This window comes from Brevibacterium sp. (assembly GCF_031179145.1).
GTDB lineage: Bacteria > Actinomycetota > Actinomycetes > Actinomycetales > Brevibacteriaceae > Brevibacterium.
Map to the genome: position 1 here is coordinate 82,087 of NZ_JAPSIB010000004.1, position 16,276 is coordinate 98,362.

The following is a 16,276-nucleotide window of genomic DNA, read 5'->3' on the forward strand; positions in this document are numbered from 1 at the left end:
CATCCGCTCAGATCTCATCTCAGCGCATCTGCTCAGACCATGACGACCATGGGCACGATCATCGGCTTGCGGCGCAGCTTCGACGAGACCCAGCGGCCGACGGTGCGGCGCACGACCTGCTGCAGTTGGTACTGGTCGGTGGTGCCGTCGCGCAGGGCGTCCTCGACGGCCTTGGTCACCTTGGGCATGATCGCGTCGAAGACGTGATCGGACTCGGCGACTCCGCGGGCGTGGATCTCGGGTCCGGCGATGAGCGTCTTGGTCTGGCTGTTGATCGCCATGAAGATCGTCACGAAGCCCTCGCCGGAGAGGACGAGGCGGTCCTTGAGGTCGGCCTCGGTGATCTCACCGACCGAGGAGCCGTCGACGAAGATGTAGTTGCAGTCGACCGCTCCGACCACCTCGGCGTGGCCGTCCTTGAGGTCGACGACCCATCCGTCGTCGGCGAGGACGATGTTGTGCGGGTCGACCCCGGTCGCCTCGGCGTGGCGGGCATTGGCGAGCATGTGCCGCCATTCTCCGTGGACGGGCATGACGCCGCGGGGGCGGACGATGTTGTAGCAGTAGAGGAGCTCTCCGCCGGAGGCGTGGCCGGAGACGTGGACCTTCGCGTCGGCCTTGGAGATCACGTTGGCGCCGAGCTTCATCAGGCCGTTGATGACCTTGAACACGGAGTTCTCGTTGCCGGGGATGAGCGAGGACGCGAGGATGACGGTGTCTCCGTCGCCCACCTCGACGCGGTGGGAGCGGTTGGCCATGCGCGAGAGCGCGGCCATCGGCTCGCCCTGCGAGCCGGTGCACATGAGCACGACCTGGTCATCGGGCAGCTGATCGACTTCCTTGATGTCGATGAGCGCACCCTTGGGCACGTCGAGGAACCCGAGCTCGGCGGCGATCTTCATGTTGCGCACCATTGAGCGTCCGACGAGGGCGACCTTGCGACCATGGGCGTCGGCGGCGTTGAGCACCTGCTGGACGCGGTGGACGTGGGAGGAGAACGAGGCGACGATGACCCGACGCTCGGCCTGGCCGAACAGGTTCTCCAGCACCGGCCCGATGTCCTTCTCCAGGGCGGTGAACCCGGGGACCTCGGCGTTGGTGGAGTCGGTCATGAACAGGTCCACGCCCTCCTCGCCGAGGCGGGCGAAGGCGCGCAGGTCCGTGATGCGCCCGTCGAGGGGCAGCTGGTCCATCTTGAAGTCGCCGGTGTGGAGGATGTTTCCGGCGCCGGTGCGGATGAACACGGCCAGGGCGTCGGGGATCGAGTGGTTGACGGCGACGAACTCGAGGTCGAAGGGACCGAGCTGATCGAGGTCGTCTTCCTTGACCACCCGGGTGATAGGCCGGATCCGGTGCTCCTTGAGCTTCGCCTCGATGAGGGCGATCGTCAGCTTCGAACCGATGATGGGAATGTCGGCCTTGCGGCGCAGCAGGTAGGGGACGGCGCCGATGTGGTCTTCGTGCCCGTGGGTGAGGACGAGGCCGACGATGTCGTCGAGGCGGTCGTCGAGGTAGGCGAAGTCAGGCAGGATGAGGTCGACTCCGGGCTGGTCCTCCTCGGGGAAGAGCACGCCGCAGTCGACGATGAGAAGTTTGCCGTGATACTCGAACACGGTCATGTTCCGTCCCACCTCACCGAGGCCGCCGAGGGCGACGATGCGGACCGCTTCCGGGTCCATCTTCGGGGGCAGAGAAAGCTCTTGGGTCAATGAGTTATTCACTGAGGTAACCACTCCTGGTCAATTGGGCGGACACGAATGCCATCTGCTCCTCGTCTGCCGGGAGCAGCGGCATGCGGGTGCCGCGATTTTCAAGTACACCTTGGGCCTGCAGAGCGGCCTTCGCCGAGATCACACCCGGCATATGGTTCATGAGCGCGTCGACCACACCGGTGGTCTCCATGCTGATCTGGCGCGCAGCGTTGAGGTCATTGTCGAAGACGGCTTTGACCATCAGTGCGAGTTTGTCGGAGCAGACGTGGCCTGCGACCGACACGACGCCCAGGGCGCCGATGGAGAGCAATGGGAGGTTGAGTGCGTCCTCGCCGGAGTAGTACGCCAGCGAGGATTCACTCATCACGCGCGAGGTGGCGAACAGGTCGCCCTTCGCGTCCTTGACGGCGAGGATGTTCGGATGATCGCCCAGATCGATCAGGGTCTCCGTGTGGATCGGCACACCGGACCGGCCGGGAATGTCGTAGAGCATGACGGGCAGGTCGACGGAGTCCGCGGCCGCGCGCATGTGAGCGGCGATCGCCGGCTGGGTCGGCTTCGAGTAGTACGGGGTGACGACGAGGATGCCGTCGGCTCCCGCCTCGGCGGAGCGTCGACTCAGCTCCAAGGTGTGGGCGGTGACGTTGTTGCCGGTGCCGGCGATGATCTTCGCCCGGTCCCCGACGACGCCGCGGACAACACGGAGGAGCTCGATCTTCTCGTCATCGGTGGTGGTGGGCGATTCGCCCGTGGTTCCCGACACGACGAGCATGTCGTTGCCGAGATCGACGAGGTGGGTGGCGACCTTCTCGACGGCCGGGTAGTCGATGCTGCCGTCATCCTTGAACGGCGTCACCATTGCCGTGCCGACGGTACCGAACGCATCAATCGCAGCAGTCGCTGCACTGTCCCCGAGAATCGCCATGACTCAAGGATACCGCCGACGAGTTGCGGACGTGACAGCGGGCGGTTCGCGTGGCGAGCCGTCGCGAACGGACGGACTCCCCTGCTGCGGGGCCACGATCTCCTCGCCGCGGGGCCGAGATCTCCCTCAGCAGGGGCCGAGATCTCCCCTCAGCAGGGGGCGGGATCTCTCCCACCCCGTGAGGGCGAGATCTCTCTCACCGCCGGGGGCGGCATGGCAGGCTGAGATGCAGATCACTTAGTGTGTACCTCGGACCCACGCCCACTGCATCCGAGGAGCTTCCTGAGATGAGCCGCACCCGCGTTCGCGAATTCCACGACGACGACCTCGACGGAATCATCCGTCTCTGGGAGGCCGCCATGGCCAGCCCGACCGCCCCCGTCTACTCCCTGCCCGAGGTCATCGCCTCCTGCCAGAAGGACCATGCGGTCGTCGCCGTGCGGGACGACGAGGTGGTGGGGGCGGCCGTCGGCCGTGCCGCGCATGCCCAGGGATGGATCGTCTTCTTCCATGTCGTCGAGGGCGAGGGTGACGGGGAGGAACGGCAGCATGCCGAGTCCGCTCTGGTCGATGCGCTTGAGCGCCGGCTGATGCCGCTGGGTCTGGGCAAGCTGTCGATGATCGTGCCCGAGCACTCCTCCGCCTTCTCCGGATTGGAGAACAACGGCTTCGAGGTCCGCTCGCACCTGCGCTACCTCGAACGGCAGATGCCCGTGCAGCGCCGGGAGCTCGATCTGCTCAAGGCGGTCGGCGGGCGGATCCTGCCCCGTCACCTGTGGGACGGCGTCAGCGGCATGCAGCAGGAGAAGGACATGCTCGAGGACCGCCTCGTCGTGCCCCTGGCCGAGCCGGACCTCGCTGACCACTTCGGCGTCGTCCCGCCCCGGGCCGTGATGCTGTTCGGTCCTCCCGGGACCGGCAAGACGACGTTCGCGAAAGCTGTGGCCTCACGTCTGGACTGGCCGTTCGTCGAGCTCTTCCCCTCCCGCCTCTCCGGTGAGCCGGGTGGCGTGGCGGCAGGGCTGCGCACCTCGTTCGAGCAGATCGGTGAGCTCGAACATGCGGTGGTGTTCATCGACGAGGTGGAGGAGATCGCCTCGAAGCGCGGTGGCGAGCCGCCGTCGCCGACCCAGGGCGTGACGAACGAGCTGCTCAAACAGGTCGCGGAGTTCCGTGACCGGGAGGGCCGTCTGCTCATCTGTGCGACGAACTTCATCCGGGCCCTGGACGCGGCGTTCCTCCGGCATGGCCGCTTCGACTACGTCATCCCCATCGGGCTGCCCGATGACACCGCGCGCAAGGCCATCTGGACGAGGTACATCCCGGATCAGATGCTCGACCTGGTCGACCTCGACCAGTTGGTCGCCGCGAGCGGCGGGCTGACTCCCGCTGACATCGAATACGCCGCCAGGCGCGCCTCGCAGGAGGCGCTCGGGCGGGCGCTGGGCAAGGACTACGTGTCGATCGATTCCCGCTCCGAGGCGCTGACCACCGACGACTATCTCGAAGCTCTGCGGGCGACTCGCGCCACGGTCTCCGAGGAGACTGCCCGCGAGTTCCGCGAAGACGTCCAGACCATCGCCCGCCTCTGAGCCGGGGCGGTGGGATTGGTCAGTCGGGTCAGTCGGCTCCCCTCGCCGACTCTTCTGGTGGTCGCTCATGGTCGAGCGGGACGCCGAGGAGGGCGGCGGCGGTGAGCTCGAGGGATCGGCTGATCCGTTCGGCCGGAGGCACCGGCCGGCCGGAGGCCACTGCCAGATCGAATCCGTCAATCTGGGCGACGATCGTCTCGACGATCAGTGACACCTCCGCCTGCGGGCGGAAGCTGCCGTCCCCGATTCCGGCGGAGACTATTCGCTCGAAATGGTCGGTCCACCGTGCGAAGACCTCGGTGACCGCGTCCTGGAGGAACGGTCTCCTGCGCGCCGCCGAGACCAGCTCGACCCAGACCCGGGCGCGCTTCGGGTAGTCGTCGACGGCCGGCACGGCCCGGAAGGAGAGCTGGAGCTTCTCCCAGGCGCTGCCCTCGGCGGCGGACAGGGCGGCGATGGCGGCGACGACCCGGGACGAATGCATGGACAGCGCCTGCACGAGGAGCTCGTCGCGGGATTGGAAGTAGTACTGGATCGTCCCGACCGACATCCCCGCACCCGCGGCGACGTCCTTCATCCGGACGTTCTCCAGCCCGGTCCCGGCGATCTCGTCGACCGTGGACTCGAGGATCGCCGTCCTCCGCGCCTCGATCTCCTCCGCGGGCAGCTGCGGTCGGGGGCTCATGCCGTGTTCGCGAGCGCCGTCGCGGCCGTCAGTCCTTCGTAGACCGCCTCTTCCACCGTCCGCGGTGCCACCGCATCGCCGATCCGCCGCACACTCGCCGTCCCGAAGTCGAGGTCCGGGACCACCGAGCGCGGCGCTGCCGAGACGATCGTCGCGGCCACTCCGTCGACGACGTGCACGATTTCGCACAGCGTCGACTGGAGGTATCCCGTATCGGAGTCGACGCCGACGAGGCGCGCGTCATTGACGAAATCGACACTGGCGCGCAGAGCTTGGGAGACGAGCAGGGTGCGCGTGTACTGCTGCATTCCCGCGCCCGCGAAGTTCGCCGCGGTGGCCAGAGTGACGGGCACCTTCCTCTCGGCCAGGCGCAGGGCGATGCCCAGCCCGATCCAGTCACCCTTCCAGTCGGTGACGAGGACCCGGCCCTTCGGCAGCGCAGGGTCCGTGCTCAGGTACTCGCGGGCTCCGATGACAAGGGCCTCGTCGGCAACCTCGAGGTGCGGCATCCTCTCGGCGGCGCCGGTGGCCACGATGACGTGGTCCGGGGCAATGTCGTCGAGGACCTCCTGGGTCACCGGCGTCGACGTCCGGATGTCCACGCCGGCGCGCATCGCCTCGGCGCTCAGGTTCGTGGCCGCCCCACCGAACTCGGAGCGGTACGGCAGCTTCTCCGCCAGCAGGACCATGCCGCCGAGGCGGGAGTGCGCCTCGCACAGCACGACGTCATCGCCCTGCTCGGCGGCGACGGCGGCGGCTTTGAGTCCTCCCGGCCCTCCCCCGATGACGAGGACCTTCCGGCGGGTGCGCACGCGGGGACGCGGCAGGAAGGTCAGTTCGCGCCCGGATTCGGGGAACTGGATGCACGAGATACCCACGCCCATCTGGAAGTGGCCGATGCAGGCCTGGTTGCAGCCGATGCAGGCGCGGATCTCCTCGACGGCGTCGCGCTCGGCCTTGCCTGCCATGTCCGGGTCGCAGATCATCGCCCGGGTCATCACCGCCATGTCGGTCCGGCCCTCGGCGATCGCGAGTTCCGCCTCGTGCGGCTGGTTGATCCGGCCGGCGACCATGACCGGTCTGTCGGTGACCTTCTTGACCTGGGCGGACAGGTTCGCGGCATAGGCGGGCTCAATCTGCATCGACGGCACGATGTGCACCGCGCCCTGCAGAGTGGAGGAGTCGCCGGCCGTGATCGAGTAGTAGTCGAGGCACTCGAGCTCGTCGAGGTGCTTGACGAGGTCGAGGATCTCCGCGGCGACGAGGCCCTCCTCCGTCTTCTCCTCCCCCGACAGCCGGATCCCGACCACGACGTCAGGGCCGACGGCGGCACGGACCCCGGTGACCACCTCGGTGAGGAAGCGGCAACGGTTCTCCGCGCTGCCGCCGTACTCGTCGGTGCGGGTGTTGATCCGGGGGTTGAAGAACTGGATGGGCAGGTAGCCGTGGCTGGCGACGATCTCGACACCGTCGATGCCGCTGGACACGATCCGCGCGGCGGCGCTGCCGTAGCCGGCGACGATCTCTTTCACCACCTCGGTGCTCAGGGTCTCAGGCACGACCTTGAAGCGCTCCTGCGGCTCATCGCTGGGGGCGACCGCCCGCGGGGCCATCCCGCGCTCGCCGTCCATCACCTCGCGTCCCGGGTGGAAGAGCTGGGCGATGACGGTGGCCCCGTGACGGTGGACCGCTTCGGCGACGGCCCGGTACCCGGGGATGGACGAATCATCGGTGGCCATGAGGACATGGCTGGTGTAGCGCGCCGTCTCGTGGACGCCGGAGACCTGGAGGACGATGAGACCGCAGCCGCCCTTGGCCCGGGCCTCGTGGTAGGCGACGAGGTCGTCGCCGATCATCCCGTGGTCGTCGAGGACCGTGTCGTGACCCGAGGACACGATGCGGTTGCGGATGGTCGTCGAGCCCAGCGTGATGGGTGCGAAGAGGTGCGGGAAAAGTTGAGACACGATCGTCCTTGATCCATGCGGGTGAGACCTGACCCGTTATTCATATCATGATATTGAAAACAAGGGAACAGGACCCACAGGCGTTACCGGGTGAACCTCAGAGTTCGCTGCCGCGGGCGGCGAACGAGTCGCAGGAGCCGAGCCCTTCCTGGTAGCCCTTGCTGAACCACTTCTGCCGCTGTTCGCTCGTGCCGTGAGTGAAGCTCTCGGGATTGACGAAGCCCGATTGGGACTGGATGTGGTCGTCGCCGACGACGAACGCCGCGTTGAGCGCATCCCGCAGCTGCGCATCTGTGGGCGTTTCGAGGTAGGGCTCGCCGTTGTCGTCGGTCAGGGTCGTGACGTCTCCGAGCCACGCCCCGGCGTAGCAGTCGGCCTGCAGCTCCATCCTCACCCCGTTGCTGGTGGGCCCGGTGCCGTTGTTCGGGTGCGCGTCCATCGTGCCGGTGATGTTCTGGATGTGGTGGCCCCATTCGTGGCCGACGATGTAGAGCTGGGCGAGCTCTCCCGCCGAGGCGCCGAAGCGTTCGCGCATCACGTCGAAGAAGCTCGGATCGATGTAGACACCCTGGTCGGGTGGGCAGTAGAAGGGACCGACGGCGTTGGAGGCCGTTCCGCAGCCGGTCGACGTCTGTCCGTCCACGATGGTCATCGCCGGTGCCTGGTACCCCTCGACATGCTGCGCCCAGTAGTCGTCGAGGACGACCTGGGATCCCGCCATCCGGCAGTCGATGGACCGGTTGGCGTCCTCGCCGGTGTCGCATCGGCTCAACGACGACTGGTTCGACGAGTCCGCCCCGGATTCGCCCTCGAGCATCCCGTCGCCCATCACGCCGGTGAGGTCGATGCCGAGCAGGGGCCCGACGAGGAAGACGAGGAGTCCGACGACGCCCACGCCTCCCCCGGCGATGCCGATGTTGCGTCCGCGCCGGCTGGTCGAGTGGCCGCTGATGTCGGCGTCGGGATTGAAAGTCATAGTCTTAAGATACCGACCCGCGGGCTCATCTCACGTGTGAGAATCGGTGCATGTCATCGCATTCGACCCCCGCCTCGGCGACGGTCCTCGAACGGCTCAACCCGCCCGGTCGGATCGTCGGCCTCGATGTCGCGCGGGGCCTCGCCCTGTTCGCGATGATGGTCACCCACATCTTCGCGTTGTCGGACGGCGCGGGTGATCCGACGTGGGCGGCGGTGTTCTCGGGCAAGGCCTCGGCACTGTTCGCAGTGCTCGCCGGCTGCTCCCTCGTGCTCTCGACCCGCAGCCGTCTGGACCGGCCGGGGGCGCGGCTGCGCGACGTCGCGTCGAGCGTGCTCATCCGCGCTGCGGCGATCACCGTCATCGGCCTGTGCCTGGGCACCGTCTCGACGTATCTGGCGGTGATCCTCGTCAACTACGGGATCATGTTCGCCCTCGCTCTGCTCTTCCTGAGGCTGCGCGCCCGGACGCTGTTCGTGGTGGCACTGGCCTGGATGGTGATCAGCCCGGTGGTGTCGATGTTCCTCCGCCGCGAGCTGGGGCTGTCGCCGAGCTATCTGCCGATGTCGTGGTTCGATCTCGCGTCTCCCCTGACGATGCTCACGGATCTCACGCTCACCGGCTACTACCCGATTCTGCAGTGGATGTCCTACATCCTGCTCGGCATGGCCTGCGCGAAGCTCGGCATCCGCCGGCATATCGTCGCGCTCTTCGCTGCTGGGGTCGCGATGGCCCTCATCGGCAAGGGAGCTTCCTGGGCGCTGCTCACCCTCGCCGGCGGCGGGGCAGTTCTGGCCGACCAGGCCGAGCTCTCCGGGACCGACCTGACGGCCGCCCTGTTCACGGGCAGCTTCGGAGTGACCGAGACGACGACGTGGTGGTGGCTGGCGATCTCCGGGCCGCATTCGGGCACGCCGTTCGACCTGCTGCTCACCGGTGGGACTTCGGTCGCCGCGATCGCGCTGTGCCAGGCGCTGGTCGTCCTGCTCGGTCGCTTCGCGTGGGCGCTGGCGCCGCTGAGCGCCCCGGGGTCGATGCCCCTGAGTGTGTACAGCGCGCACGTCGTCCTGCTCCAGATCACCCATCCCGTGGTCCGCGACAGTCCTGTCTTCGGTGAGCCGACGGAATTCGGCGTCCATGCCGCCGGCTTCGCGGTGCTCGCGGTCGGCTGGAAGCTGACAGTCGGCGCGCACGGGCCGCTCGAAGCGGGCGTCGCGGCGATCATCCGCTCGGCCGCGCCGGTGCCCGAGGTGACGCAGGATGCCGCTGAAGCCGGGGAAGGTCCCGAACCCGGGCGCTGACCCGTACTCGAGCGCTGACCCGATCAGGAACCGGCGCGGTACATCCCGATGGCCTTGCGCATCGTGGCGCGGGCCCGCTTCCGGTCGCCGCTGGCGTCATAGGCGCACGAGAGCCGGAACCAGGATCGCCAATCCTCAGGGGCCGCGTCGGCCTCCTGCTGGTACTGCCCGAACGCCTCATCTGCCGCCGACTGCACGATCCGCCCACCGGGGGTGCGGGGAAGGTCGTCGACGGGCAGACCGCCCTCGGTCTCGAGGATCCTGGCGAGGCGCTCCATCCTGGTGCCGAACAGGAGTTCCATCACCAGCGCCCAGGCGCCGAGGATCGGCAGGACGATGAGGGCGACGCCGATGAGCTTCGGGACGAGCTCGGGTTCACGGAGCAGGATGAAGGCCCGCTGCCCCATGAGGATGAAGTAGAAGACGAGCAGCACGGAGACGATGACGGCTCCGACCTTGGCCTTCGACATCAGAGGTCGAGCAGATTCTTGAGGCCGTGGACAAGTCCCTCGGTGTCCGCCATCGCGCGCACCGCTGTGATGATTCCCGGCATGAACGCCGAGGTGGAGAACGAGTCCGTGCGGATCGTCAGGGCTTCGCCGCTGGTGCCGAAGTGGATCTCCTCGGAGGCGGTCATTCCCAGCTGCCGGATCGCGTGGACGTGGATGCCGTCGATGACCGCTCCCCTGGCGCCGTCGGGATCGAGCTCGGTGGCGTCGGGGACGGGAGGCAGTCCGGCCGCCGTGCGCGCGGCGGCGATCCGCTGCGCGGTGTGCACCGCGGTCCCGGAGGGGGCGTCGAGCTTGCGGGGGTGATGGATCTCCACCACCTCGGCGGAGTCGAAGTATTTGGCGGCCACCTCGGCGAAGTGCATTGCGAGGACGGCGCCGATGGAGAAGTTCGGGGCGATGAGGACGCCGGTTCCGGGGTGCTCGGACAGAAGTCCGAGCAGGTTCTCGAGGCGCTCGGCACTCCACCCGGTGGTGCCGACGACGGTGTCGATGTCGTTCTCGACGAGGAAGCGGACGTTGTCCTCGGTCGAGGCGGGGACGGTGAGTTCGACGGCGACGTCGACCTTCTGCTCGAGGAGGCTCTCGAGGGAGTCACCGCGGCCGAGCGCGGCGACGAGTTCGAGGCCCTCGGCCTCGTTGACGGCGTCGACGGCTTGTGTTCCCATGCGCCCCTGCGCACCGATGACTGCTACCCGGATTGGGTTCATGTGCTCAAACTCCTTGCTCGATTCGTCGCAGGCCAGTCTAGCGACTGCCCGCCGGGGCGCTCCCACCGCGTCCGTGTCGGGCGCCCGGTCCACGTCGGACGCCAGGACCACGCAACGGCGGCCCGGTCACCTCGTGAGGTGCCCGGACCGCCGTCAGGGTGCTGCTGGGGCTGGATCAGCCGAGCAGGAGTCCCTTGGTCTGGGTGACTGCGCGGTCGAAGCGAGCGCCGGCGTCGGCCCAGTTGACGATGTTCCACCAGGCCTTGACGTAGTCAGGTTTGACGTTCTGGTAGTCGAGGTAGAAGGCGTGCTCCCACATGTCGAGCTGGAGGATCGGGGTTCCGCCGAGCTGGATGTCCGACTGCTGGTCCTTGAGCTGCTCGATGAACAGGTTTCCACCGAGCTGGTCGTAGACGAGTACGGCCCAACCGGAGCCCTGGATCGTCGTGGCGGCAGTCGTGAAGTGCTCACGGAACTTGTCGAACGAACCGAACTGATCGTCGATCGCTGCGGCGAGCTCGCCGACCGGCTTGTCGCCACCGTCCGGGGACATGTTGTTCCAGAAGATGGAGTGGTTGACGTGTCCGCCCAGGTTGAACGCGAGGTCCCGGGTCAGCTTCGGCACCACGGCCAGGTTTCCGCTTTCACGGGCTTCCGCCAGTTGCTCGATGGCGGTGTTGGCACCCTTGACGTAGGTTGCGTGGTGCTTGTCGTGGTGCAGCTCCATGATGCGAGCCGAGATGTGCGGCTCGAGTGCGGAGTAGTCGTAGGGCAGTTCCGGCAGAGTGTACTGCTCAGCCATGAGATTCCTCCTGAAGAGAATTGATCCCCACCGTTGCGGTGGCTTCGTTTCGACCCTATAACAGGGCCTCATCTCGGACAACACGGTCTCTCGCCGGCCTATTCCAGATGACAGCAGATGACGGTGCCTCAGGGCAGATTCCGCGAGATGAGCAGGCGCATGATGTCGGAGGTGCCCTCCTCGATCTCCTCGAGCTTGGCATCGCGCATCCACTGCTCCACCGGATGTTCGCGCGAGTAGCCCCAGCCCCCGAGGGTCTGGACCGCCGCCCACGTGCAGAACATCGCCGTCTCCGAGGCGTTGAGCTTTGCCATGGCCGCCGAGGCGGTCACCCGTTCGCGCGGCACCTCATCCCCTGCGTCGATCATCCGTGCCGTATTCAGCACCTGCAGCCAGGCGGCGTCGATGCGGGCCGACATGTCGGCCAGTCTGAAGGCGACCGCCTGGTGGTCGATGATCGCCTTCCCGAACTGGGTCCGCTCCCTCGCATAGTCACGGGCGTACTCGTAGGCGGCCCGAGCGGTGCCCAGTGCCGCCGCACCGAGGACGACGCGCGAGATGTCGAAGGTGCGCATGAGCCCGTAGAAGCCCTGCCCCTCGGCACCGAGGAGGTTGGCCGCGGGGACGAAGGCATCGGAGAAGAAGACCTCCCGGCACACGATGGCGCGCTGCCCCATCTTCTTCATCGGCGCCCCGAACTCCATTCCCGGGGTGTCCTTCTCGAGCAGGAATGCGCTGACCCCCTTCGAGCGCTGGGAGGTGTCGGTCTTGGCGAACACGACATAGAAGTCGGCGAGGCCTGCGTTCGAGATCCAGGCCTTCTGCCCGCCCAGCCGGTACCCGCCTTCGACCTTGTCGGCCCTGGTGATGATCGACGCGGAGTCGGATCCCGATCCCGGTTCCGTGGTCGCCAGTGATGTGAATTTCGGCGAGGTGCCGGTCAGGGGCCGCAGCCATTGCTCCTTCTGCTCGTCGGTGCCGAGCGCCAGGATCGGGTCGGCGAAGAAGCCGTTCGAGCACAGGAAGTTGCCGATGCCGGGATCGCCCCAGCACAGCTGCTCCTGGACCAGGCACTGGGTGAAGACGTCGGTGAACCCGCCGCCGCCGAACTCCTCCGGGATCATGAAGTCGGTGATCCCGACCTTCGCGGCCTGAGCGAACAGGTCGACCGGCGATTCGGTGTCGGCTTCGTCGACGAGGCGACCGGCGGGCCTGACCTTCTCGGTCGCGAACGTGCGGCACAGGTCGATGATGGCGGCCTGCTCCTCGGAGAGGGGCCACGGTGTGTAGCTCATAGGAGTTCCTTCTTCTCTGCGCTCTGCGGTGAGCGAGTGGGTGTGGGTTGAGCAAGTGGGTATGCGATGAGCGAGTGGGTGCTGTGGGCGAGGCCGGACGCGCTCAGCGACCGGCGAGCATGTCCTTGGCGGCGCGGGAGTCCTCGGTGATGTGGATGAGCGTCGGGCCGGGTTGCGATTCGGCGTCGGTGAGCGCCGTGACCAGTTCGTCCGCGCTCTCGACGTGGACCCCGCGGGCTCCCAACGACTGGGCCAGCGCCGGGAAGTCCGGTCCGGTCAGAGCCACCCCCGAGGGGGTGTCGCCGCGATCGGCCATCTCGTTGCGGATCTCGCCGTACCCGCCGTTGTCGACGATGATCAGCGACAGGCTCACCTGTGCCTGGACGGCGGCGGCGAGTTCGGGGATCGTGAACATCGATCCCCCATCGCCTTCGATCGCCACGACCCGAGCGTCGGGCGCCGCGAGCTTCGCGCCGATGCCGGCGGGCAGGCCGTAGCCGAGCGTTCCCGCGCCCGCCGGGTAGAGGAAGCGGTCGCCTCGGCGGGCCCTCCACCCAGTCTGGACACCGTAGTAGCAGCACATCGTGGAATCGGCGGCCACGACGACCGGGGACGGGTCCTGTCCGGTGAACGTGTTCAGCGCCTGACTCAGCTCCGCCCACGGCCCGCCTTCCCGGGCGGTGGCGGCAGCGATGAACTCCTGCCGCCCGCGCACCCAGTCCTCGGCCAGCTGCGTATCGCTGTCCTCCCGGGTCTCACGCAGCCGCAGCGCCAGCGCCGCCGCCGAATCCGCGGCGCCGGCGAGGATCGGGTGGCTGGCACGGGCGTTGGTGAGCATCTGGACTTCGTCGATGTCGATGCGGACGACGGTCTCGGGCAGGACGAGCGGTTCGGGCCAGAAGTCGCTGGGGGCGAGTTCGGTGCCGATCGCGACGATCGCATCGGCGTCGGCGAGGAGTTCGGGCAGCTCGGGCAGGAACCCGATCGCGCCGAGGCTGTTCTCGTGGCTCTCATCGATCGCGCCCTTGGCGTTGGAGGACACGATGATCCCCGCCCCGAGCGCCACGGACAGTTCCTCGATCTCCTCCGCGCAGCCGTGGGCCCCGGCGCCAACGATGAGCAGCGGACGCCGGGAGCCGGTGAGCGCCTCGGCGGCGGACCTGATCGCTGCCGGGTCCGGCACCGGGGCCGGACGGGTGACGGACGGGTGGAGCGTCCCGGGGCCGGTGGCCTCGATGATGTCGAGCGGGATCTCGATGTGGGCTGGCCGGGACCTGCCCGAGCGCATCAGGGACAGAGCCTGCCCGACGGCCAGCGACACCTCCCCGGCGGTCGTGACCCGGTGGCTGTCGCCGAGCACGGCCTCGATCGCCTGGGCCTGGTTGCGCACTTCGTGGAGGAGTCCGTTGCCGCGGCCGGGATGGCGCAGCGGCATGCCCGGGCTGATGAGCAGCACCGGCACGGAATCGGTGTAGGACTGCAGGAGCGCGGTGAGCGCGTTGAGCACGGCCGGGCCGGTGGTGGTGACGACGACCTGGACGTCGCCGGTGACCCGTGCCGCGCCGTCGGCCATGAAGCCGGCTCCCTGCTCATGGCGCGGGGAGACGATCTCGATGCCGTGTGCGCTCAGCTGCGCGAAGATCTCGAGATTGTGGGTGCCGGGGATGCCGAACACGCGCGTGATGCCCTCGGCCTGCAGCGCGCGGGCGAGATGTGCGCCCCCGGTGAGTTCTGTCTGTTCCACGTTCACTCCTCGTCGTCCTTGTCGGCCTCTGCCCTGTCACTGGTGATGACCAGTGCGTCGACGGCCATTGCGCCCTCCGGGGAGACCCGGACGGGGTTGATCTCGATCTCGTCGATGTCGTTTCCGGCCGCGATCAGCCGGGACACGGCGACGACGACGTCGGCCAGCTCCTCGACGTCGGCCGCGGGCCGACCCCGCCACCCGGTGAGCAGCGAGAAGCACTTGAGCCGGGAGAGCATGTCGAGCGCCTCGGCCTGCGACACGGGGGCCAGTTCCAGCCAGGTGTCGCCGTAGAGCTCGGTCTCCGTCCCGCCGACGCCCACCATGACGATCGGTCCGAAGTTCTCATCCCGCCGCCCGCCGACGAGGATCTCGACGACGTGCTCGCGCCGGTCCATCTCCTCGACGATGTACTCCCCCTCGCCGAGGCGGGTGACCATGTCCGTGTGCGCTGCTTCCAGCGCCGCACGGTCGGGCAGGCCGAGGGCGATGCCTCCGACCTCGGTCTTGTGCGCCGGCCATCCGGCCTTGAGCACGAACGGAGGCGTGAGTCCGGACGTGTCGAGCACCTCGGCGAGGTCTTCGCTGCGGGTGACGGTGACGGCGTCGGGCACGGGGACCCCGGCGGCCATGATCGTGCTGCGGGCCGCGGCGTAACCGGTCCCCCACGGGGTGACGGGACCGGAGTCCTCGAGGCTGGGGGTGATGCGGCCGGAGTGCGCGGCGTAGAAGCCGGCCCGGGCGAGCACCCGCATAGCCGCGTCGATCGAGGTGTAGCTGGGGATGGACTGCTCCCACAGGGCTGCGACCGCGCGCGAGTCGGCGCTCATCGAGTGGACGACGAGAGGTTTGCGGTGCGCGGCTACCGCCCGCCCCAGCTCCTCCACCTCGGCGAGCTCCGCCTCGACGAGGTCGGGGACGTCCTCGCCGTAGCAGCCGAAGTAGCCGCTGAGGACGACGGCGTCTACGCCAGAGTCGGCGAGCAGCTCCTTGACGACCGAGGCGTAGACGGACAGGTCGGCCTCACCGGCGCCGTCGAGGTCGATCGGATTGTCGATGTGCCCGGCATCGGGCAGGTGGTGCTCGACCCGGGTGCGGGTGGCGGGATCGAGGACCTCGACCCGCAGCCCATGCTGTTCGGCCATGTCGGCCGCGATCGCGCCCTGTCCCCCGGAATCGGAGATGATCGCGATGCTCCGGGCCTTCGGCAGCCAGGAGGTGGCGAAGAAACCGGCGAGTTCGACGACTTCGCTCGGGGTCGACAGACGCAGCGCCCCTGCCGCCCGGCAGGCCGCGTCGACGGTGTCGATCGCCGAGGTGAGCGCCCCGGTGTGCGACTTCGCCAGTCGCTGCCCCGCGCTCGACATCCCGGTCGTGAGGATCATCACCGGTTTGCCCGCCGCCCGCAGCCGCTTCATCGCCTGCACGAGCGCGGGCCCGCCGGTGAAGGATTCGAGATAGAGGACGACCTGCGCGGTGTCGGCGTCGTCGACCAGGGTCTCGAGGATCTCCGCGGCCCGCACGTCGGACTGACCGCCGATCGAGGCGAAGCGGGAGATCCCGAGTCCACTGCGCGCCGACAGGGTCGCGATCTCCGTTCCCAGCTGTCCGCTCTGGGTCACGACGGCCAGCGAGCCCGGCGTGAAATGGCCCCAGGCCAGCAGCAGCTCGTTGCCCGAGTCGACGAGTCCCAGCGAGGACGGGCCGATCAGCCGGGCGCCTGCCGCAGTGATCCGGGCGGCGAGGTCGCCCGCGTGCGGGACCCGGGCGGAGATGATGAGGAACGCCCGCACTCCCGCGGCCAGCGCCTCGTCGACGACGGCGCCGACGGCGGGCCCGGGAATGGAGATCACCAGCAGCTCGGGCACGACAGGCAGGTCGCCGAGGCTGGAGTAGGTGGGCTCGCCCTGGATCGAGGCGGCCCGGGAGTTGATGAGGAAGACCTGTCGTCGCGAGGCCCCGCGCAGCGCCCCGGCGGCCAGCCAGAAGCCCCACTTCGCGGGGTCGTTCGACGCTCCGATGACGGCGACGCTGCCGGGGTCGAAGAACTGATCCACGTCG

Annotated in this window: 13 protein-coding genes; 2 read left to right on the top strand and 11 right to left on the bottom strand. The window is 68.2% G+C overall.

The window, feature by feature from the left end; translation table 11 throughout:
- Window positions 1-32 precede the first annotated feature (32 nt).
- Together RIT73_RS04750 and dapA are read right to left on the bottom strand one after the other, a co-directional pair.
- Complete coding sequence (locus tag RIT73_RS04750; RefSeq protein ID WP_309131036.1) at window positions 33-1,679, bottom strand: ribonuclease J; 1,647 nt, start codon at window positions 1,677-1,679, stop codon at window positions 33-35.
- Window positions 1,680-1,713: 34 nt separating this feature from the next.
- Window positions 1,714-2,637, bottom strand: a complete 924-nt coding sequence (gene dapA / locus RIT73_RS04755; RefSeq protein WP_309130906.1) for a 4-hydroxy-tetrahydrodipicolinate synthase — start codon at window positions 2,635-2,637, stop codon at window positions 1,714-1,716.
- Between the two features lie 287 nt (window positions 2,638-2,924).
- On the opposite strand from dapA, the gene RIT73_RS04760 reads away from it, so the two are divergent.
- Window positions 2,925-4,229: an AAA family ATPase gene (locus RIT73_RS04760; RefSeq protein ID WP_309130907.1), complete on the top strand. Its 1,305-nt coding sequence runs from the start codon at window positions 2,925-2,927 to the stop codon at window positions 4,227-4,229.
- A 28-nt stretch (window positions 4,230-4,257) separates the two neighbouring features.
- Here RIT73_RS04760 and RIT73_RS04765 read toward each other — a convergent pair whose 3' ends face one another.
- The 3 genes from RIT73_RS04765 to RIT73_RS04775 form a co-directional block, all read right to left on the bottom strand.
- Complete coding sequence (locus RIT73_RS04765) at window positions 4,258-4,914, bottom strand: TetR/AcrR family transcriptional regulator (protein WP_309130908.1); 657 nt, start codon at window positions 4,912-4,914, stop codon at window positions 4,258-4,260.
- Entirely contained in the window at window positions 4,911-6,878 is a 1,968-nt protein-coding gene (locus RIT73_RS04770; RefSeq protein ID WP_309130910.1) for an FAD-dependent oxidoreductase, read from the bottom strand. Before RIT73_RS04770 ends, RIT73_RS04765 begins: the two co-directional genes overlap by 4 nt.
- Before the next feature lie 97 nt (window positions 6,879-6,975).
- On the bottom strand, window positions 6,976-7,854 hold the full coding sequence (locus RIT73_RS04775) for a neutral zinc metallopeptidase (protein ID WP_309130911.1): 879 nt from the start codon (window positions 7,852-7,854) through the stop codon (window positions 6,976-6,978).
- Window positions 7,855-7,904: 50 nt separating this feature from the next.
- Here RIT73_RS04775 and RIT73_RS04780 point away from each other — a divergent pair, with 50 nt between their 5' ends.
- Window positions 7,905-9,155 carry a heparan-alpha-glucosaminide N-acetyltransferase domain-containing protein gene (locus tag RIT73_RS04780; protein WP_309130912.1) on the top strand — a complete coding sequence of 417 codons (1,251 nt, stop codon included), beginning with the start codon at window positions 7,905-7,907 and terminating at the stop codon, window positions 9,153-9,155.
- Between the two features lie 23 nt (window positions 9,156-9,178).
- Here RIT73_RS04780 and RIT73_RS04785 read toward each other — a convergent pair whose 3' ends face one another.
- From RIT73_RS04785 to RIT73_RS04810, 6 genes are all read right to left on the bottom strand, one after another.
- Window positions 9,179-9,625, bottom strand: coding sequence for a tetratricopeptide repeat protein (locus tag RIT73_RS04785; protein WP_309130913.1), 447 nt, complete (start codon window positions 9,623-9,625; stop codon window positions 9,179-9,181).
- Entirely contained in the window at window positions 9,625-10,374 is a 750-nt protein-coding gene (gene dapB / locus RIT73_RS04790) for a 4-hydroxy-tetrahydrodipicolinate reductase (protein WP_309130914.1), read from the bottom strand. Before dapB ends, RIT73_RS04785 begins: the two co-directional genes overlap by 1 nt.
- Before the next feature lie 175 nt (window positions 10,375-10,549).
- On the bottom strand, window positions 10,550-11,176 hold the full coding sequence (locus RIT73_RS04795) for a superoxide dismutase (protein ID WP_309130915.1): 627 nt from the start codon (window positions 11,174-11,176) through the stop codon (window positions 10,550-10,552).
- Window positions 11,177-11,304: 128 nt separating this feature from the next.
- Entirely contained in the window at window positions 11,305-12,471 is a 1,167-nt protein-coding gene (locus RIT73_RS04800; protein ID WP_309130916.1) for an acyl-CoA dehydrogenase family protein, read from the bottom strand.
- Between the two features lie 103 nt (window positions 12,472-12,574).
- Window positions 12,575-14,215 carry a thiamine pyrophosphate-binding protein gene (locus tag RIT73_RS04805; protein ID WP_309130917.1) on the bottom strand — a complete coding sequence of 547 codons (1,641 nt, stop codon included), beginning with the start codon at window positions 14,213-14,215 and terminating at the stop codon, window positions 12,575-12,577.
- Window positions 14,216-14,217: 2 nt separating this feature from the next.
- A complete protein-coding gene (locus RIT73_RS04810) occupies window positions 14,218-16,272 on the bottom strand; it encodes an acetate--CoA ligase family protein (RefSeq protein ID WP_309130918.1) in 2,055 nt (684 codons plus the stop codon).
- Window positions 16,273-16,276 lie beyond the last annotated feature (4 nt).